Source organism: Rhodococcus sp. F64268, from assembly GCF_023015605.1.
Taxonomy (GTDB): Bacteria; Actinomycetota; Actinomycetes; order Mycobacteriales; family Mycobacteriaceae; genus Rhodococcus.
Genome location: NZ_JALKAI010000005.1, coordinates 115,867 through 135,410, shown reverse-complemented (window position 1 = coordinate 135,410; position 19,544 = coordinate 115,867). Strand labels below are relative to the sequence as shown.

General features: G+C 65.3%; 15 protein-coding genes. 9 read left to right on the top strand and 6 right to left on the bottom strand.

Translation table 11 applies throughout. The features are described from left to right. Nucleotides 1-54: 54 nt before the first annotated feature. Entirely contained in the window at nt 55-1,782 is a 1,728-nt protein-coding gene (locus tag MWU77_RS15550; protein WP_169688812.1) for a DEAD/DEAH box helicase, read from the bottom strand. A 221-nt stretch (nt 1,783-2,003) separates the two neighbouring features. On the opposite strand from MWU77_RS15550, the gene MWU77_RS15545 reads away from it, so the two are divergent. After that, entirely contained in the window at nt 2,004-3,272 is a 1,269-nt protein-coding gene (locus MWU77_RS15545; RefSeq protein ID WP_169688811.1) for a YihY/virulence factor BrkB family protein, read from the top strand. Here the strand turns inward: MWU77_RS15545 and MWU77_RS15540 are convergent. After that, on the bottom strand, nt 3,245-3,481 hold the full coding sequence (locus MWU77_RS15540; protein ID WP_169688810.1) for a DUF3039 domain-containing protein: 237 nt from the start codon (nt 3,479-3,481) through the stop codon (nt 3,245-3,247). The two genes, MWU77_RS15545 and MWU77_RS15540, sit on opposite strands and share 28 nt — an antisense overlap. A gap of 73 nt (nt 3,482-3,554) precedes the next feature. On the opposite strand from MWU77_RS15540, the gene MWU77_RS15535 reads away from it, so the two are divergent. From MWU77_RS15535 to MWU77_RS15525, 3 genes are all read left to right on the top strand, one after another. Next, the gene (locus tag MWU77_RS15535; RefSeq protein WP_169688809.1) at nt 3,555-3,914 is read left to right on the top strand and encodes a DUF3099 domain-containing protein; all 360 of its coding nucleotides are present in this window, start codon (nt 3,555-3,557) and stop codon (nt 3,912-3,914) included. Between the two features lie 104 nt (nt 3,915-4,018). Beyond that, the gene (locus tag MWU77_RS15530; protein WP_169688808.1) at nt 4,019-5,497 is read left to right on the top strand and encodes a methyltransferase; all 1,479 of its coding nucleotides are present in this window, start codon (nt 4,019-4,021) and stop codon (nt 5,495-5,497) included. A gap of 178 nt (nt 5,498-5,675) precedes the next feature. After that, complete coding sequence (locus MWU77_RS15525) at nt 5,676-6,638, top strand: sigma-70 family RNA polymerase sigma factor (RefSeq protein ID WP_169688807.1); 963 nt, start codon at nt 5,676-5,678, stop codon at nt 6,636-6,638. A gap of 81 nt (nt 6,639-6,719) precedes the next feature. On the opposite strand, the gene MWU77_RS15520 is transcribed toward MWU77_RS15525, so the two are convergent. After that, nucleotides 6,720-9,377, bottom strand: a complete 2,658-nt coding sequence (locus MWU77_RS15520) for a bifunctional GNAT family N-acetyltransferase/acetate--CoA ligase family protein (RefSeq protein ID WP_169688927.1) — start codon at nt 9,375-9,377, stop codon at nt 6,720-6,722. Between the two features lie 82 nt (nt 9,378-9,459). Then, nucleotides 9,460-10,731 carry an acetoin utilization protein AcuC gene (locus MWU77_RS15515; RefSeq protein ID WP_247274177.1) on the bottom strand — a complete coding sequence of 424 codons (1,272 nt, stop codon included), beginning with the start codon at nt 10,729-10,731 and terminating at the stop codon, nt 9,460-9,462. Nucleotides 10,732-10,834: 103 nt separating this feature from the next. On the opposite strand from MWU77_RS15515, the gene MWU77_RS15510 reads away from it, so the two are divergent. Continuing rightward, nucleotides 10,835-11,521, top strand: coding sequence for a metal-dependent transcriptional regulator (locus MWU77_RS15510; RefSeq protein WP_169688805.1), 687 nt, complete (start codon nt 10,835-10,837; stop codon nt 11,519-11,521). Between the two features lie 51 nt (nt 11,522-11,572). Next, a complete protein-coding gene (gene galE, locus MWU77_RS15505; protein ID WP_169688804.1) occupies nt 11,573-12,568 on the top strand; it encodes a UDP-glucose 4-epimerase GalE in 996 nt (331 codons plus the stop codon). Here galE and MWU77_RS15500 read toward each other — a convergent pair whose 3' ends face one another. Next, nucleotides 12,569-13,699: a DUF4192 domain-containing protein gene (locus MWU77_RS15500; RefSeq protein ID WP_247274176.1), complete on the bottom strand. Its 1,131-nt coding sequence runs from the start codon at nt 13,697-13,699 to the stop codon at nt 12,569-12,571. Between the two features lie 199 nt (nt 13,700-13,898). After that, the gene (locus tag MWU77_RS15495) at nt 13,899-14,636 is read right to left on the bottom strand and encodes a DUF5642 family protein (protein WP_247274175.1); all 738 of its coding nucleotides are present in this window, start codon (nt 14,634-14,636) and stop codon (nt 13,899-13,901) included. Between the two features lie 149 nt (nt 14,637-14,785). On the opposite strand from MWU77_RS15495, the gene MWU77_RS15490 reads away from it, so the two are divergent. The 3 genes from MWU77_RS15490 to MWU77_RS15480 all read left to right on the top strand — a co-directional run bounded on the left by MWU77_RS15490 (nt 14,786) and on the right by MWU77_RS15480 (nt 19,536). After that, entirely contained in the window at nt 14,786-15,727 is a 942-nt protein-coding gene (locus tag MWU77_RS15490) for a proteasome assembly chaperone family protein (RefSeq protein ID WP_169688802.1), read from the top strand. Nucleotides 15,728-15,962: 235 nt separating this feature from the next. Continuing rightward, the gene (locus MWU77_RS15485; protein WP_169688801.1) at nt 15,963-17,000 is read left to right on the top strand and encodes an alpha/beta fold hydrolase; all 1,038 of its coding nucleotides are present in this window, start codon (nt 15,963-15,965) and stop codon (nt 16,998-17,000) included. Nucleotides 17,001-17,031: 31 nt separating this feature from the next. Further along, on the top strand, nt 17,032-19,536 hold the full coding sequence (locus MWU77_RS15480) for an RNA helicase (protein WP_247274174.1): 2,505 nt from the start codon (nt 17,032-17,034) through the stop codon (nt 19,534-19,536). Nucleotides 19,537-19,544 lie beyond the last annotated feature (8 nt).

Sequence of the window (19,544 nt, the reverse complement as noted above, 5' to 3'; positions counted from 1 at the left end):
CGGTAGTCGCCCGTATCGTCGTTCATGGACGGTTTGTCGCCGACAGCAGGGGCGTCACCAGCTCCGCAGAATCGCGATGCGATCGCGCAACTGCTCGGCGCTCGCCATTGCGGTCGGCGGCCCACCGCACTGACGTCGCAGCTCCCCGTGGATCACGCCGTGTGGTTTACGAGTGCGGTGGTGCACGACCGCTACCAAGGAATTGAGTTCGCGCCGCAGCTGGGGCAGCTCATCGGCCGCAGCGATCCGTTCGGCCACCTGCTGCGGTGGACTCGGCGTCTGCTGGGCCGCAGGTTTGTCGAGCTGCTTCTCCTGTCTCTGACGCAGCAACGCTCTCATCTGGTCTGCATCAAGTAGCCCAGGCAGGCCGAGATAGTCCGCTTCCTCGTCGCTACCCGAGAACGTGGCAGTGCCGAAGGACGAACCGTCGTAGATCACCTGATCGAGCTCGGCCTCCGCACCGATCGAGGTATAGGCCTTCTCGTCCTCGCCCGGCTCGTCCTTCCTGCGATTGGCGTCGGCGAGCAGTTCGTCGTCGAAGCCTTCTTTGACTCGATGCGGTTTTCCCAGGACATGGTCGCGCTGTGCCTCGAGCTGACTGGCGAGTTCGAGCAGCACCGGTACCGACGGGAGGAACACACTGGCCGTCTCCCCCTTCTGCCTCGCACGCACGAAACGCCCGATCGCCTGAGCAAAGAACAGCGGAGTCGAGGCGCTGGTCGCATACACGCCGACGGCGAGCCTGGGGACATCGACTCCCTCGGACACCATTCGGACTGCCACCATCCACCGTTGGGTGCCCGCGCTGAACTCTGAAATACGCGACGATGCGGTGGGATCGTCGGAAAGGACGACGGCAGGCGGCTCACCCGTGAGGCGTTCGAGAGTCTTCGCATACGCACGAGCGACAGTCTGATCGGTCGCGATGACGAGGCCGCCCGCGTCCGGCATGCCGCCCGCGCGCAACTGCTCGAGGCGGGTGTTGGCGGCACCCAGCACGGCAGGCACCCAGTCACCCTCCGGGTCCAGCGCGGTACGCCAGGCGCGCGCCGTGTGCTCGGCGCTGAGCGGCTCACCGAGCCTGGCGGTGTATTCCTCCCCCGCACTGGTTCTCCACCTGGCTTCGCCGGAGTAGGCGAGGAACACGACCGGCCGGACGACGCCATCTGCAAGTGCATCGGAATATCCGTACGCGTGGTCGGCCTTCGATTGCATCAGGCCTTCCTCGTTCGGTTCGTACGTCACGAACGGAATGGCACTGTCGTCGCTACGGAACGGGGTGCCTGTCAGCGCCAGTCTGCGTGTCGCATCTCCGAACGCCTCGAGAATTCCCTCCCCCCAGCTCTTGGCGTCACCACCGTGGTGGATCTCGTCGAGGATGACCAGCGTGCGGCGCGCTTCGGTGCGAACACGGTGCTTGAACGGGTGGGAAGCGATCTGCGCATAGGTCACGACGACGCCCTGGTAGTCGCTCGAGGTCTGCCCTGTGGAGTTCGTGAAGTTCGAGTCCAGGGCGATGCCGAGTCGGGCCGCTGCGGACGACCACTGGTGCTTGAGGTGTTCGGTGGGGGCAACGACCGTGACCTGGTCGACGGTCCGGTCCTTCAACAGTTCCGACGCGACCCTCAGCGCGAATGTGGTCTTGCCCGCCCCCGGCGTGGCCACCGCGAGGAAATCGCGAGGTTTGGTGGCGAGGTACTTGGTCAGGGCGCGACGCTGCCATGCGCGCAGCTGTCCTCCGGGGGCGGAGGTCGTAGCTTGTCCGACGGTTTCAGTGCTCACCGGTTCTTCGTGCTCCTTGTCCGCTCAACTCCGGTCTGTGACGGCAGGACTGGCCAACCGATCACCGACCGCCATGCAGCCTATCGCCTCGGCCCCGCGATCGACGCCCCGAACCGCCAGGCCGACGACGAGGGAAAGTGACGGTCGTGACAGAATCCGAAGTACCGACAACCGCATGTGGTGCGCGCATCGCGGCGTGTCATCAGGAATGCTGGAAGTAGATGAACGCCACAGCTGTGCCCCACGTGCCCGGACCGCGCCGCATCGGGCGCGCGGTACGGGCGTGCGGTCGGGTCTTCGGTCACACTGCGCAGTCCGCGTGGGATCACTCGATCTTCAGCAAGGCCGCGACCGCCGCGTTCTGGCAGACCCTGTCGCTCCCCCCGCTACTCCTGGGACTGCTCGGCAGCCTCGGTTACGTGGGCGGATGGTTCGGACCCGACATTCCCAACATCATCGTGTCCAAGATCGTCACGTTCACACGCACCGCATTCAGCGACAGCGTCGTCGATGAGATCATCGCGCCGACGGTCTACGACGTGCTCAACCGTGGACGCGCGGATGTGATGTCATTGGGCTTTCTCCTGTCGCTCTGGGCAGGATCTTCGGCCGTCGCCACGTTCGTGGATTCGATCGTCGAGGCGCACGGGCAACAGGACCATCGTCACCCGGTCTGGCAGCGAGTGTTCGGTCTGCTGCTGTACGTGATGTTTCTCATCCTGGCGGTCATCACGTTGCCCTTGGTGGCACTGGGGCCGACGATGATCGGCCGATTGCTACCCCAGTCGTGGTACTCGGTGGGTTCGCAGATCGTCGACACCTTCTACTACCCGGCTGTCGGTCTGCTCCTGCTCATTGCCCTGACCACTCTGTACAAAGTGGCCTTGCCGAAGACTCTGCCGTGGCATCGCCTGCTCGGCGGAGCAGTACTCGCAGGGGCGTTCTTCATTCTCGCGAGCGCAGGCCTGCGCAGGTACCTGACCTGGATTGCCGAACACGGGTACACCTATGGCGCACTGGCCGCGCCCATTGCGTTCCTGCTGTTCACATTCTTCCTCGGCTTCGCGGTGGTGATCGGTGCCGAGTTCAATGCCACGATCCAGGAGATGTGGCCTGCGCGAGCAACACGGATCGAACAGTGGCGTGTGTGGCTCGCCGAGCAGGCGGACAAGCAGCCGTCGCCCGAGGAGGGTCCGGTCACCAACCTGACACGTCGGATCACCATGGCGAGTCCTATCCGGCTCACCGATCTTCTTCGTTCCGATCAACTGCCCGGCTACGACGACGCGTGTCCGTCCGACGAAGGTGGGCCCGACACATGCCCGGTCGACAGGCCGGATCCCTCCGGAGGATCCAGGCACGACGAAACGGCCGAGGAGGCATCGAGCACCTCGGCCGATGGTGGTCCGGTTTCGCCGCGAGGACCGGGGGCAGTGGAGCGTGAGTCCCTGACCCGACTTCCTCAGTCGCCCTTGCGCAGGCCCTCGTAGACCTTCTTGCACTCGGGGCACACCGGCGAACCAGGCTTCGGCGACATGGTCACCGGAAAGACCTCACCACACAGTGCAACAACGTGGGTCCCCATGACGGCGCTCTCTGCGATCTTGTCCTTCTTCACGTAGTGGAAGAACTTGGGGGTGTCGTCGCTGGTGGTTTCGTCGGTGGTGGTATCCGGCCGTTCCTTGATATCCGTGCTCACGTGTCCATGATGCCGCACCGCACCCCCGGACCGGTATGTGCATTCGATCTATGGGCGTGGGAAAGTAGTAGATATGGCACGAACACCTGGTTTCGGCGGATCCCACGAGAGCGGATCGCCCGATAACCCGGTCCTGATCACGGAGGCGGAGGCGTCTCTCGAGGACCAGCACCGAGCGCGGGTCCGTAAGTACATGACCTTGATGGCTTTCCGCATTCCCGCCCTGATCCTGGCAGCCATCTCGTACGGCGTGTGGGCGAACCCGTGGATCGCGATGGCGATCATCGGGCTCTCGATCCCCCTGCCGTGGATCGCGGTGCTCATCGCGAACGACCGGCCGCCACGACGCAAGGATGAGCCGAGCCGCTGGGACAGCAGGCACAGGGAACTTGCGGCGCTCGAGCGATCCGAGCATCGCGTCATCGACGGCTGACCGGACCGGCCGACCGACGTTCGGCGCACGCACAGACATCACGGACATTCGGCGCGGGGGTGGGCACCGGGCCCACCTGTACACGCGGCTGCGAGAATGCTTCCGTGGACCGCGACCTACTTCTGTCGATCTGCCCCTCCCTGCGCACTGCGTTGATCCGGTGTCGCTATGACATCGACAGCGTGCGTGAACTCCTGGGCGCGGAAGCTCACGCCGCGTTGGGGCGCAGCGAACCGGTCGCCGCACGGCGTGCCTCGCGTGGCGCGGGTGATCTCGGTGTGCTCGTGCGGCTGTTCCTTTTACAGGACACCTGCCCGGCCGACGAGGTCGCCGCGGCACTTGCACCTCTGAATCTCGACGACGCGATCGCCTCCGGTCTGCTCGAACGTGACGCGGACGGTGTGCGGTCGGCGCTGGATCTGCGGCCGCTGGACGCCGGCGGGGGCAACCTCTGGGTTCTGTCGGACCTCGACGGTGCGCTTCGACCCAGCCCTACTCGTCCTGATCATGTGCTGGGCGTCGGCCAGGCATCGCTCTCGTTGTTGCAGGCCACTCCCACCGACCCGGTGGGTTCCGCACTCGATCTCGGCACCGGGTGCGGCGTCCAGGCGATCCACGCGACCGAGTACGCCGATACCGTGACCGCGACCGACATCACACCGCGCTGCCTGACACTGGCCGCGGCCTCCGCCGCGCTGAACGAACTGGACCTCGAACTTCTCGAAGGCTCGTGGTTCGAACCCGTTGCCGGCCGCCGCTTCGACCGAATCGTCGCGAACCCTCCGTTCGTGGTGAGCAGCGGCCAGGTCGAGCACAGCTACCGTGATTCCGGTCTCGATCTCGACGGCGCGAGCAAGCTGATGATCTCGCAGAGCGTCGACCACCTGAATCCGGGCGGGACCGCGTCCATCCTGGCGTCGTGGGTTCATATCGAAGGCCAGGACTGGCGAGCACGCGTCGCGTCGTGGTTACCGGCCCACGGTGTGGATGCATGGATCGTGCAGCGTGACGTGGCTGATCCGGCTCTGTACATAGGGACCTGGCTCCGCGATGGCGACGCCGACCAGCGCGACCCGGCAGTCGCGGGACGCGCCGAGGAGTGGTTCGACCATTTCGCACGCAACTGCGTCGAGGGTGTCGGCTTCGGGTTCGTCTATCTGCGTCGCACGGATGAGCCGTCGGATGTGCTGGCCGAGGACCTGCGCCATGCCTTCACCGATGCGCTCGGGCCGGAATCGATCGACTATTTCGCACGCCTCCAGTGGTTACGCGACCACGATCTCCTCGAATCTCGGTTCCAGGTACGCGACGACACTGCACTCGAGCGCGTCTTCCTCCCCGGCGAGGAAGGCTGGAATCAGGTTGTCACCCGGGTGCATCGCGGGGGCGGCCCCGCGTGGCAGCACGAACTGGACGACCTGGCAGCTGCCCTGCTCGGCGGCCTGCGTTCCGATGGCCTCCCCCTGGGCGATCTGGTCTCACTGCTCTCCGCGGCCCACGGTGAGGACGAGGACGAGTTGGCGGCGATGGCGGTGCCTCTGATGCAGGGACTCGTCCGTCACGGTCTCGTCACGCCGGTATAGATCCGAGCGGGCGGGGCAGTTCCCGCAACGGCGCCCCTTCCCCGATCTCTCAGCAACTTCTCAGACGAGCTACCAGGTTCGCGCAGGTCGCAGCACTGCGGCTCGGAAACCGGCGGGAACTTTCCCAGGTGACCCGAGCGTTGAACCCTGTGAGACACCACCGATGAGGAGGCACGTCATGGCACGCCCCGCAACAACCGCTCGAGTCAATTCCGACCTCGACAATCAAAGTCCCGCCGCCGATCTTGTGCGCGTTTATCTGAACGGCATCGGAAAGACGGCATTGCTGACCGCAGCGGACGAGGTAGAACTGGCAAAGCGGATCGAGGCCGGCCTTTATGCCAAGCACGTGCTCGAGACCAAAAAGCGTCTCTCACCTGCAAAGAAGCGCGACCTTGCGATCGTCGTACGCGAAGGCCAGGCAGCTCGTAGTCATCTACTCGAAGCGAACCTGCGGCTCGTGGTGTCGCTGGCCAAGCGCTACACCGGACGCGGCATGCCCCTGCTCGACCTGATCCAGGAAGGCAACCTCGGTCTCATCCGAGCGATGGAGAAGTTCGACTACGCAAAGGGCTTCAAGTTCTCGACCTACGCCACGTGGTGGATCCGTCAGGCAATCACCCGCGGTATGGCCGATCAGAGCCGCACGATCCGCCTTCCGGTCCATCTCGTCGAGCAGGTCAACAAGCTTGCCAGGATCAAGCGGGAACTGCACCAGCAGCTCGGACGCGAGGCCACCGACGAAGAACTCTCGGAAGAATCCGGCATTCCGGTCGCGAAGATCGCTGACCTGCTCGACCACAGCCGCGACCCGGTGAGCCTGGACATGCCGGTCGGAAGCGACGAAGAAGCACCTCTGGGCGACTTCATCGAGGACGCCGAGGCGACCTCCGCGGAGACCGCCGTGATCGCCGGACTCCTGCACAGCGATGTCCGCAGCGTTCTCGGAACCCTCGACGAGAGGGAGCAGCAGGTCATCCGCCTCCGGTACGGGCTGGACGACGGCCAGCCGCGCACTCTCGACCAGATCGGCAAGTTGTTCGGTCTCTCGCGCGAGCGCGTACGGCAGATCGAGCGTGAAGTGATGGGCAAACTCCGCGAGGGCGAGCGCGCCGAACGCCTCCGCGCCTACGCAAGCTGACCGGGCGCGTCAGCTTCAGCGATCCCCGAGAGCCGGGCTGGGTTCTCGGGGATCGTGCTGTCGGCAGGTTGCTCGCTCCGGTCACCGCAGCCGGCGCGGGCCCAGGTCGAGAGGATGCTGCGATTCCGGGCCGATCCGCAGGTGCGCGTCGGTGAGCTCGGCACCGACCGGCGACGCCAGCACCGGTTCGCATACGAGCTCACGAACCTCGGGCAGGTCGTCGGCAAGCGCGGAAATGCGCTGGACGATATCGACGAGTGCGGCGCGATTCGCCGGTGCAGCATTGCGGTAGCCGGTCAGTAGCGGCGCCGCCTTGGGTGCGTCGATCAGTTCGACGGCTTCGTCCTCGGTCAGCGGCAACACCTGGTAGGCGCGGTCACCCAGCAGGTCGGAGATCACGCCTGCGACTCCGAAGGAGATCAACGAACCGAACGAGGGGTCGTCCTGTACCCGAATCGCGCATCCGATGCCCTTGGTCGCCATCTTCTGCACATGAAGCAGCGGCTCCCCGGACACCGCAGCGAGGTCCCGGTAGGCGAAACGAACCGAATCGGCGTCGACGAGGTCGAGCCGGACCCCGGTCAGATCGGGCCGGTGTCGCCATTGGGCCCCGGTCGCCTTGACTGCCACCGGAAAGCCGATCTCGTGGGCTGCTGCGATCGCCTCGTCCTCGGTGGTCACCGACCGGAAGGTGGCGATGTGCACGCCGTAACACGAGAGCAGCAATGCGGTCTCGGTGTCGGACAGGTAGCGGCCGCCGGGCGTGGTGTCGAGCCAGCCGTCGACGAGAGCACGGGCACGCTCCGGGTCGATCCCCGCGGGACGGACAACCTGCGACTGGGGGCGAGACCGCCACTTGGCATACCGCCACGCACGTGCAAGAGCTGTCGCGGCCCGTTCGGGACCCGGGTACGAGGGTACCGACCCCCGGGCCGGATTGCCCTCTTCATCTCGGACCGCGAGAACATCAGGGATGCCCTCGGTCGCAAGGAATGTCGTGACCACCGGCTTCTCCGCACCCGCCACTGCATCGCGCAGTGCTTGCGCGTAGGGCTCGACCGTCACCGCAACCGGGGGAACGAACACGGCGATGACCGCATCGATCTCCGGTGCCCCGAGCGCCCGGGCCACCGCTTCCGCGAACCCTTCCGGGGTCGCCTGCGCGCCGAGATCCACTGCGTCGGCGGGCTTGAGGCCCTGCCCTCTCGCCGCATCCACGGCGAGCACCCCGAGCGCTGTGGAATTACCCACGACCGCGACCCGCGGTCCGGCGGGTAGCGGTTGATAGCTGAACAACAACGCCGAATCGAACAGTTGCGCAATGGATTCGACCTGAACAACGCCGGCCTGCTCGAACAGGTGACGCACAATTGCGTCGTCCATCTCCCCGGTACGGGCCTCGAGCACCGGAGGTACCGCATGCCGGCCGGATTTGACCGCCACGATCGGCTTGCTTCGCGCGACCCGGCGGGCGATGCGCGAGAACTTACGTGGGTTGCCGAAGCTCTCGAGGTAAAGGAGTACCACCTCGGTAGCAGGGTCGGTGTCCCAGTACTGCAACAGGTCGTTGCCAGACAGATCGGCGCGGTTTCCCGCAGACACGAACGAGGACAAGCCCACTCCGGTCTTGGCGGCTTCGTCGAGAATCGCGATGCCCAACGCACCCGACTGACAGAAGAACCCGACATTGCCCGCGGCGGGCAGTATGGGGGCGAGCGTCGCATTCAACCGGAACGCCGGATCGTTGTTGGCGACTCCGAGGGCGTTCGGGCCGATCAATCGCATCCCGTGTGCACGCGCGGCATGCGCCAGGCGGCGCTCCGCGTCGCGTCCCTCGGGTCCGGTCTCGCCGAATCCGGACGACACGACGAGTAGCGCTTTGACGCCTTTCGCGAGGCAGTCGTCGAGGACCGCGTCGATCGATTCGGCGGGAACCGCGGCGATCGCCAGGTCGATCTCGTCCGGGATGTCGCGCACTGTCGGATAAGCTCGCACGCCCCGCACCGACCGGTGTTCGGCGTTGACCGGATAGACCGGTCCGGTGAATCCGCTGCGCAGCATGTTCACCAGGACGGCGTTGCCGACTTTCCGGCTGTCGGTGGAGGCACCGATCACCGCGACGCTTCCCGGACTCAGAATGTTGCGGACGCTACGAGCTTCAGCGGCACGCTCGCGCGCATTGCGCACCGAGACGAGTGCCTCCGTGGGGTCGATGTCGAACTCCAACCGCACCACACCGCCCTCGAAACTGCGGCTGACCTGATACCCGGCCTCACGGAAGACCGAGATCATGTGGCGGTTCTCTGCGAGGACCTCGGCGACGAAACGACGGAGTCCGTTCTCCGCGGCAGCGCCGGCGAGGTGTTCGAGCAGAATGGGCCCCAGCCCGCGACCTTGATGCGAGTCCGACACGGTGAATGCGACTTCGGCGGACAGACCGTCCCCCTCGGACGACAGTCCTTCGTAGCGACCGACTGCGATGATCTCGTCTCCGAGCATCGCCACGAACGCCACCCGCTTGCGATGGTCGACGACGGTGAAATTGAACAGATCGCGCTTCGAGATCGTCGGGTAGGGACCGAAGTATCGGAGATACCGCGTCCGTTCGGACAACTTGCCGTGGAATTCGACGATCTTGTCGGCGTCTTCCGGAACGATCGGCCGCAGATGGACGACACCACCATCGGAAGCCAGCACATCGGCAACCCAGTGGCGGGGATAATCACGCGCGACCGCCAGTGCCCGTTCGCGCTCGGGGTCGGCAGTCGCATCGGGCGTGCGAGGCGATTCCTCCCCCGCATGTACCTGCGTGCTCTCCGAGTCAGTCACGAGGGTCCTCCGGGTCCAGTCCGAGAAGCGGGAAGCAGGCGCGGCGCGTAGCGATGATCGCGGAATCGATTCGGGTCAGCGCTCGATCGAGTGACGCAACGCCGGTTTCGGGTGTACCACCGGGACCGTCCCACGCCAGATACGACAGGTCCGCCCCTTCGCCCATTTCTGTGGGGAGTTCGACTCCGCGCGCCATGGCGCCGACACGATCGCGCCAGTCGTCGGGAACCTTTGCGGTGAGGTCGATCTCACGGTCGAGCGCCGCGGCGATCAGATGTGTCCACGAACGTGGTACAACCCGGACCAGGCCGTATCCTCCCCCGCCCAATGCAAGCCAACGTCCTTCGCAGTACCGGTCGGCGAGGTCGCGCATCGCGAGATACGACGCACGTTGCCCGTCGACGGTGAGCGACAGATCGGCCAGCGGGTCTTCGCGGTGACTGTCGGCCCCGCACTGGCTGATGAGGATCTGCGGGCGGAACGCGGCGATCGCGCCGGGCACGACGGCCTGGAACGCCCGCAACCACAAGGAATCGACCGTGCCGGGTAGTACAGGAAGATTGATGGCGGTGCCTTCGGCGGCACCGGCCCCGACCTCACTCGACCAACCGGTGTTCGGCCACAGGGTCGCGGGATGCTGATGGATCGAGACGGTCAGCACACGCGGGTCGTCCAGGAATGCGTGCTGGACCCCGTCGCCGTGGTGAGCATCCACATCGACATAGGCGATGCGATCGTAACCCTGATCGAGCAACCACGAGATGGCGATCGCCGCGTCGTTGTAGACACAGAATCCGGCGGCCCAGTCGGCCATCGCGTGGTGCATGCCGCCGCCGATACTCACCGCCCTGCGGGTCCGGCCGGATGCGATCTCCCGGGCAGCGGCCAGGGTGCCGCCCGCCAGTGTGGCGCTCGCCTCGTGCATCTTGGGAAAGATGGGATTGTCTTCGGTGCCCAAACCGTGCGGTGTGTCCGCCGGAGGTTCCGATCCGGCGGGCGCAGATCCGGCCTTCTTGACAGCATCGACATAGCCGGATGTGTGGATGCGAAGGAGATCAGCATCGTCCGCAGGGTCCGGACGCACCGTTTCGACGCCCTCGAGCAGCCCGATGCTGCGTGCGAGTGCCATCGTCAGGTCGAGCCGGGTCGGGTTCATCGGGTGGCTCGGACCCCACCGATAGTCGAGGTAATCGGGGCTCCAGACCACCACACGGTCGCCGCCCAGATGTGTCGAACCGCCTGCCGCGGTGGAGCTCGTGGTCATGAACACAGACGCTACTTGCCCGCCCCGGGTCACGCGAGCATCGGACCTCACCCACCACCTGAACGCCACGGTTAGAATCGGGCGCAGACGAAGGGGTGTGAGAGTGAAGGACCTGGTCGATACAACGGAGATGTATCTCCGGACGATCTACGACTTGGAGGAGGAAGGTGTGGTGCCCCTGCGGGCACGCATTGCCGAACGCCTCGAACAGAGCGGTCCGACGGTCAGTCAGACCGTCGCCCGCATGGAACGCGACGGACTGCTGCGCGTCGCGGGTGATCGTCATCTGCAGTTGACGGAGAAGGGACGGGATCTCGCCGTGTCCGTCATGCGTAAGCACCGCCTCGCAGAGCGGTTGCTCGTCGATGTGATCGGACTCGACTGGGAGAATGTGCATGCCGAGGCGTGCCGCTGGGAACATGTGATGAGCGAGGAGGTGGAACGCCGACTCGTCGAAGTACTGAACAATCCGACCACTTCGCCGTACGGCAACCCGATCCCCGGGCTCGCAGAACTGGGTCTCGACAAGGCTGCCGTCTCGGACGAGAAACTGGTCCGTCTGACGGAGATTCCGAGCGGGCAGCCCACCGCGGTCGTCGTGCGCAGACTCGCCGAGTACGTCCAGTCGGATCCAGAAGTGATCGCTCGCCTGCGTGAGGCGGGCGTCGTGCCCGACGCACGCGTTACAGTCGAGACGCGTCCGGGTTCGGTGATGATCACCGTCACCGGCCACAACACATTCGAGCTTTCCGACGAGATGGCCCATGCCGTGCAGGTGAAGCAGGTCTGATGCCGGGCCTCTTCCACCGGGCCGGTGGGCCGGTGGAAGAGGAGACCCAGCGTGAAACTTCTGGTGACCGGCGGCGCCGGTTATGTGGGCAGCGTATGCAGCACCGTGTTGCTCGAGCGTGGCCACGACGTGGTCGTCGTCGACGATCTGTCCACCGGCAACGCCGATGCCGTGCCGTCGGGCGCCGAGTTCGTTCACGGTGATATCGCCGATGTCGCCGCGGAGATACTGGGCTCCGGAGGTAGTTCACCCCGATTCGACGGCGTTCTCCATTTCGGTGCGCAATCGCTCGTAGGAGAATCGGTCGAGTTCCCCGAGAAGTACTGGCAGGGCAACGTCGTATGCACACTCGCACTGCTCGAAGCGATGCGATTGTCGGGCACGCCGCGGCTTGTCTTCTCGTCCACCGCAGCGACCTACGGTGAGCCCGAGCAGGTACCGATCACCGAGGATGCTCCCACCCGGCCCACGAATCCGTACGGTGCCTCCAAACTGGCAATCGATCACGCGATCTCCTCGTACGCCCACGCGCACGGGATCGCCGCGACCAGTCTGCGCTACTTCAATGTGGCCGGCGCATACCGGGGCGCCGGGGAGAATCGTGTCGTCGAGACACACCTGATCCCACTCGTCCTTCAGGTCGCCCTGGGGCAACGCGAGCGCATCTCGGTGTTCGGCACGGATTGGCCGACCAAGGACGGCACCGCGATCCGCGACTACATCCATGTCAAGGACCTTGCCGACGCACACGTGCTGGCGCTGTCGAAGGCAACTGCGGGAGCGCACCGCATCTACAACCTCGGGAGCGGTGAGGGCTTCACCGTGCGCGAGGTCATTTCGTCGTGCGAGCGGATCACCGGGCTTCCGATCGCCGCTGCCGATGCACCACGACGCGCCGGTGATCCTGCCGTGCTGATCGCTTCGAGTGCGCGCGCGATCGACGAACTCGGTTGGAAACCCGAGCACACAGACCTCGACGAGATCGTCGCGGACGCCTGGGAATTCATGCGAAATCTCGGTGATCGCGCGCACGCCGCCCGTACCTGATCATTCGGGCGGTCCGGGCAAGGGCAGCACCACACCCAGTCGCGCTGCGATCTCGTAGCCGGTGTCGGCAAGACCACGAACGGCTTCGGGACGCAGCCCGGCCTGCAACGCCTGGTCGAGAAGATCCGAAAGACGGTGTCGCGGATTCGATTCCAGGGCCACTCCGAGCGCGACGCCCGCGAATGCACCGTCACCTCGTACGTAGGCACTGAAGGCGACGAGTGCAGCAGCGTCGGCTCGTTCCGGATCCGGCAAGGCACGAGCAAGCTCGACCCACATACGCTCGGCGAGGCGCGCCTGCACCCCCGCCGCCAGTGCGAGGGTCGCGTCACGGACCGTCGGATTCTCAAGGAGTACGGCCACTTCGGCGTATTCCTGGGCGCGGAGTTCCGCCCCGTCACCGAATGCCTCGAGATGGCCGAGCAGTGTTTCGAGTTCCATTCGGTCTGCACGGGCGGAACCGCCGGCGCGTGCAGCGCGCTCGTACGCCAGGTCGCGGGCATCGATCACATCGTCGATGCATTGGCCCACTCGCCTGCGATGCTCCGGCGCGGACGGAGCGAGCAGTGCGTCGAGTTCGTCCCGCGACCGCCGGATCGGACTCCCACCGAAAACTCGTGTGGCGGCAACCACCGAACTCTCGGGATCGGGGATCGTCCCGTTCACATTGCCTTCCGGTGTGAACCACACGCGCCCACGGGCGATTTCGGGGGTGGCATGCACACCGGCCACTTCGATGCCGGACAGTGCGAGCTCTTCGGCGAGTTCCTCGACCAGACGCACTGCAGCAGCGGAGCCGGGGCAGTGGGGATGGTCGAGCCGGTCGTCGACGAGCACCACCAGTACGGCGCGTGCTCCTTCGCGGACGCAGACCGTGCAGAACCGCTCGAACGCGGCGCTCATCGGTGCAGGAATCGGTTCGTCGGTCCGCGGAAGCAGGAGGTCGTGGCGCATAACGGCGCCGATCGCGTCGCTTCTCCTATCGCTGTTGGATGATCGCTGTGCGGGAGAGAGGCTCAATACGAGAATCGAGCGCGCCGGATGGAAGCCGAGCATGGCCGGCACTGCGGCGAGCAGTTCGCCGATGTCCGACAGGTGCAGTGGCTGCGAGGATGAGGTCGATGCGGTCATGCCCAGCACGATCCATGGTCACGGCGACCGAGATCGGGTCTCGGACGTGGAATCCGCAAATCTGTGGATGGATGAGGCGGCTGTGGACAATCCGGGCAGCGCAACCTCGTGCCGGGCGCTGACACAGCTGGCAGTGTCAGCGCAGACTGATACGCTCCGGCCGCGAGTGGTCGGCAAACCTCTTCACGAGATCCCTCGCTCAATCTCCGAAGGCATACACCACCGCATTGTGGAAGACGATGTCCAGGGCATCGCGGTCGACCTCACGACGATCGAAGGTCATGTAGGTCACCAGGACCCTGGCATCTCCGAGCTGGGCGCCGCGGGTCTCCATCGACTGGACCAGCCGGCGATCGTCTCCCGAAACCACCGTGCGTGTGTATGCGACGGTCCGGACGCCCCCCATCGGCGGAAGCGGCTCCGGCGCGGCGACGGTGGTGACGGTGGCGGTCACCCCACTGTCGGTGGCATCGACCTCGCTGCACTCTCCGAGGTGCTTCCTCAGTTCGGGGAGTGTGGGTGCCGGCACCACCACTTCGACGCTGATCGTGGCCCGCCCGTCCTCGGAGGTCCCCACGGCCATTGCGGTTTCGTCGGGGCCGTAATTCTGCGGGAGCGGGAGACATCCGGGCGGTTCCACCTTCGCGCCGACGGGGATCCCTGCCAGGTCCGGCGCGGCCTGCGCCACTGCAGAGGGAGGCAGCGTCACCGCCGGGTACGAGGCGGGGAACTTCTCCGGGGGCAGCAGAAGCGCAGCCGGCAACGATCGGTCCAGGGCGGGGTCGGAGATCCCGGACACGTCGATCGTCCGCGAGGCAGTTCTGGGCAACGCGGTGCCTGCCACTGTCGTCGAGCACCCTGTCACAGTGGCGATCAGTGCCGCGCACATGACCATGCGACCGACGTACCGGTCGCGCCGCCGACGAACTGCGTTCACGGCCACCCGAACCTCCGCTGTTCCCGTTCATCGGGGCAGAACACCCCGTCGAGCGCTGTTCTCGGTTCAATTAGACTCGAACACCACCATGCCACGCCGGTGCGCCACCGGGCAGAAGGCTATGACGACGTGATCGGAGTGGTTCGGATATGGACGAACAGTCCCGGATGTACGAGCTGGAGTTTCCCGCGCCTCGCTTGACCTCGGCCGACGGACAGGGGCCTGTGTTGGTGCACGGGCTGGAGGGCTTCTCCGATGCCGGACACGCTGTGCATCTGGCCACCACTCATCTCCGGGAGCAGCTCGAGACGGAGGTCGTCGCTTCCTTCGCCATCGATGAACTTGTCGACTACCGTTCACGGCGGCCCATGATGACGTTCGAATCGGATCACTTCTCCGACTACGCGGCGCCCGAACTCAACCTGTATGCGCTCGTCGACAACGCGGGCACTCCGTTCCTGTTGCTCGCAGGTACCGAGCCGGATCTGAAATGGGAGCGCTTCATCACGGCGCTCCGCATTCTGGCGGAGCGATTCGGGGTCCGACGCACGATCGGCCTAAATTCGATCCCCATGGCGATCCCCCACACCCGTCCGCTGGGCGTGACCGCCCATTCGACGAACAAGGATCTCATCGCCGATCATCACCGGTGGTCCGGTCAACTGCAGGTTCCGGCGGGCGCGTCGTCCTTGCTCGAGTTCCGGATGGCTCAGCACGGACACGAGGCTGTCGGATTCTCGGTGCATGTTCCGCACTATCTGGCGCAGACCGACTACCCCGCTGCCGCCGAGTCGCTGTTGATCAACGTCGCGGAGGTCGGAAATCTCGATCTTCCGCTCGGAGCGTTGGGGGAGGCTGCCGCGCGCGTTCGCGAGCAGGTCGACGAGCACATCGAAGGCAACGAGGAGGTGCTGTCCGTCGTGCGCGCCCTCGAACGCCAGTACGACAGCTACGTGGCAGCGCAGGAGCAACAGTCCACTCCGCTGCCGACCGACGAAAGCCTGCCCAGCGGGGACGAGCTGGGGGCCGAGTTCGAACGATTCCTCGCCGAGTACGAGCGCAAGGACGGTGACACGGACTCCGACTCCTGACGCTCCGGCTCCCGGCCTGTCCAGGAATCGACTCGGCACGAATTCGGTGCGGCCGGTTCCAGGGAGGGCTCGGTAGCGCTGCAGCCGCGTTACATACCGGTCACGATCCTCATTGCCGACGTCACATACAGAAAGTATGCTCGCCCGGCATGCAAGGGTAGGCAAGCAAGGATCAGCTCCCGAGCCAGACAGGAGACCGGCCGGCTGCAACCCGTGGATACGGCAGGAGAGGCTGATGGCTACATCGCGACCGCGCACATTGCGCCCGGTTCCCGATTCGGAACCTCGGATGGTCTTCCGGACCGTTCACGGGTACCGGCGTGCCTTCCGCCTCGCGGGCAACGGTCCGGCCCTGGTGTTGATCCACGGCATCGGCGACAATTCGTCCACTTGGCTCGACGTCATTCCCCACCTTGCGAAGAAGTACACGGTCATTGCCCCCGACCTGCTCGGCCACGGCCGTTCCGACAAGCCTCGCGCCGACTATTCCGTCGCCGCATATGCCAACGGCATTCGCGACCTCCTCGCGGTGCTCGGTGTCGAACGGGCCACGATCATCGGCCACTCCCTCGGCGGCGGGGTTGCAATGCAGTTCGGCTACCAGTTTCCCGAGATGGTGGAACGGCTCGTGCTCGTGTCGTCCGGTGGCGTCACCAAGGACGTCCATCCGGCACTGCGGCTCGCATCCCTGCCCGGGGTGAGTGAATTACTCAGACTGCTCAGAATTCCCGGAGCAGTGCCCGCGGTCAGGGTCGTGGGCACCATCCTCGGTCAAATCCACGGCTCGCCGCTACGGCCCGGAGCCCTACTCCACGACACGAGCGATCTCGTGCGGATCCTCTCCGGTCTGCCGGATCCGACCGCATACGAGGCATATCTGCGCACCTTGCGTGCGGTGGTCGACTGGCGTGGTCAGGTGGTGACGATGCTCGATCGTTGCTATCTCACCGAGGATGTCCCGGTGCAGCTGATCTGGGGTGATCAAGATGGTGTGATCCCCGTCGGACACGCACACCTCGCGCACTCGGCCATGCCCGGGTCGCGACTCGAGATATTCCACGGTTCGGGGCATTTTCCGTTCCGGGACGACCCGATCCGGTTCCTGCGGGTGATCGAGGACTTCCTCGATTCCACAACACCGCTCAAGTTCGACGAAGAGCAGTGGCGGCAGCTGCTGCTCACGGGACTGCGCGAATCCCGCATCACCGGTGGTCCGGCGACACGCACAGCCGTCCTCGGCGCAATGGGATCGGACGAACGCAGCGCGACGTAGAGCCGGCCGGCGTTCCGACTAGCCTGGAGCGGTGCTGCTTCCGGATCTGATACCCGACCCTGTCGACGACGACTCTCTTTTCGACGCGTTCACCTCCTGGACGACGGACCGGGGTATCACGCTCTATCCGGCGCAGGAAGAGGCGTTGATGGAGCTCGTCTCCGGCGCCAACGTGATCCTCGCGACCCCTACCGGCTCGGGGAAATCGATGGTCGCGCTCGGCGCTCATTTCCACGCATTGGCCACCGGAAAACGGACCTTCTACACGGCACCGATCAAGGCGCTCGTGAGTGAGAAGTTCTTCGCATTGTGCGATGTGTTCGGTGCCGACCTCGTCGGGATGATGACCGGCGACGCGTCCGTCAACTCTGGGGCTCCGATCATCTGCGCGACCGCCGAGATCGTCGCCAATCTCGCGTTGCGCGAGGGAGCGAACTCCGACATCGGCCAGGTCGTCATGGACGAGTTCCATTTCTATTCGGAACCCGAACGCGGCTGGGCATGGCAGGTACCGCTCGTCGAACTTCCGAATGCGCAGTTCCTGCTGATGTCGGCGACACTCGGCGACGTCACGTTCCTGAAGAACGATCTCACGCGGCGAACCGGGCGGCCCACCGTTGAAGTCTCGGGTTCGGAACGCCCCGTTCCCCTGACCTTCTCGTACTCTCAGGTGCCGATCGGCGAGGCCATCGAAGAACTCGTCACCACCCATCAGGCCCCGGTCTACGTGGTGCACTTCACACAGGCTGCCGCGCTCGAGCGGGCACAGGCCCTCACCAGCGTCAACATGTGTTCCAAGGACGAGAAATCAGCCATCGCCGACGCCCTGGGCGGATTCCGGTTCACCACCGGATTCGGCAAGACACTCTCACGGCTGGTCCGGCACGGAATCGGCGTTCACCACGCGGGCATGCTGCCCAAATACCGACGATTGATCGAGAAGCTCGCGCAGGACGGCCTCCTCAAGGTGATCTGCGGTACCGACACTCTGGGCGTCGGTATCAACGTGCCGATCCGCACGGTTCTGCTGACAGGGCTGACCAAGTACGACGGCACCCGCACGCGGCAGCTCAAGGCGCGGGAGTTCCACCAGATCGCGGGGCGTGCCGGACGGGCAGGCTACGACACGATGGGAAGCGTCGTGGTCCAGGCACCCGAGCACGAGATCGACAACATCCGCGCACTCGCCAAAGCCGGCGAGGATCCCAAGAAACGACGCAAGGTGCAGCGCAAGAAAGCACCCGAAGGATTCGTTTCCTGGGGACAGGGCACCTTCGACAAACTCATCGCCGCGTCGCCGGAGCCCCTGCAGTCCCGGTTCGCGGTGAGCAACTCGATGCTTCTCAACGTCATTGCGCGACCCGGCAACTGCTTCGACGCGATGCGTCACCTCCTCGAAGACAACCACGAACCGCGGCCTGCGCAACGAAAACACATTCTCAAGGCGATTTCGCTGTACCGCGGTCTGTTGCAGGCAGGGGTCGTGCAGCAGCTCGACGAGCCCGATCAGGACGGGCGCATGGCGCGCCTGACCGTCGATCTGCAACGGGACTTCGCACTGAATCAGCCGCTGTCACCGTTTGCGCTGGCCGCGATCGAGCTGCTCGACATGAAATCGACCACGTACGCCCTCGACGTGGTGTCGGTGATCGAATCCACCCTCGACAACCCCCGCCAGATCCTGATGGCTCAGCAGCATGCGGCACGTGGCGAAGCGGTCGCCGAGATGAAGGCCGACGGCATCGAGTACGACGAGCGGATGGAACTGCTCGAGGAGGTCACCTGGCCCAAGCCGCTCGTGGAGCTCCTCGAGCCCGCATTCGAGACCTACCGTGGCGGACACCCATGGGTCTCCGAGTTCCCCTTGTCACCGAAGTCCGTCGTGCGCGACATGATCGAGCGCGCGATGACATTCGCGGAGCTGGTCAGCCACTACGGACTGGCGCGGTCCGAAGGCCTGGTACTCCGGTATCTCGCCGACGCGTACCGGGCACTGCGGCAGACAGTTCCCGATTCCGCGCGCACCGAGGAACTCGAGGACATCACGGAGTGGCTCGGGGAGCTGATCCGGCAGGTCGATTCATCTCTGCTCGACGAATGGGAGTCGCTCACCAACCCCGGCGCAGAATCCGACGATCAGCAGATCGCATTCGGTGCCGATACACCGCGACCGCTCTCGGCGAACACTCGCGCGTTCCGGGTGATGGTGCGCAACGCGATGTTCAAGCGCGTCGAACTCGCATCACGACGTCGCTGGAACGATCTTGCCGACCTCGGTGACGGCCTCGACGCGGAAGACTGGTCGGATCTGCTCGAGCTCTTCTTCGACGAGTACGACGAGATCGGCACCGGCCCCGATGCGCGCGGACCGCTGTTGTTCTCGGCCGAGATGGGCTCCGAAGTGTGGCGCGTGCGCCAGACGCTGGCGGATCCGCAGGGTGATCACGGTTGGGCGCTGATCGGTGAGGTCAACCTCGCCGAGTCGGATGCCGCGGGCGAGGTCGTCTTCGACGAGTTCGAGATCGTCGAAGGCTGAGAGCGGAG

What these genes read in the sequence shown, in the direction of transcription:
- MWU77_RS15545 (WP_169688811.1), top strand. Translation starts at nt 2,004, where the DNA reads ATGAACGCCACAGCTGTGCCCCACGTGCCCGGACCGCGCCGCATCGGG.
- MWU77_RS15535 (WP_169688809.1), top strand. Translation starts at nt 3,555, where the DNA reads ATGGCACGAACACCTGGTTTCGGCGGATCCCACGAGAGCGGATCGCCC.
- MWU77_RS15525 (WP_169688807.1), top strand. Translation starts at nt 5,676, where the DNA reads ATGGCACGCCCCGCAACAACCGCTCGAGTCAATTCCGACCTCGACAAT.
- MWU77_RS15515 (WP_247274177.1), bottom strand. Translation starts at nt 10,731, where the DNA reads ATGACCACGAGCTCCACCGCGGCAGGCGGTTCGACACATCTGGGCGGC.
- MWU77_RS15500 (WP_247274176.1), bottom strand. Translation starts at nt 13,699, where the DNA reads ATGACCGCATCGACCTCATCCTCGCAGCCACTGCACCTGTCGGACATC.
- MWU77_RS15490 (WP_169688802.1), top strand. Translation starts at nt 14,786, where the DNA reads ATGGACGAACAGTCCCGGATGTACGAGCTGGAGTTTCCCGCGCCTCGC.
- MWU77_RS15485 (WP_169688801.1), top strand. Translation starts at nt 15,963, where the DNA reads ATGGCTACATCGCGACCGCGCACATTGCGCCCGGTTCCCGATTCGGAA.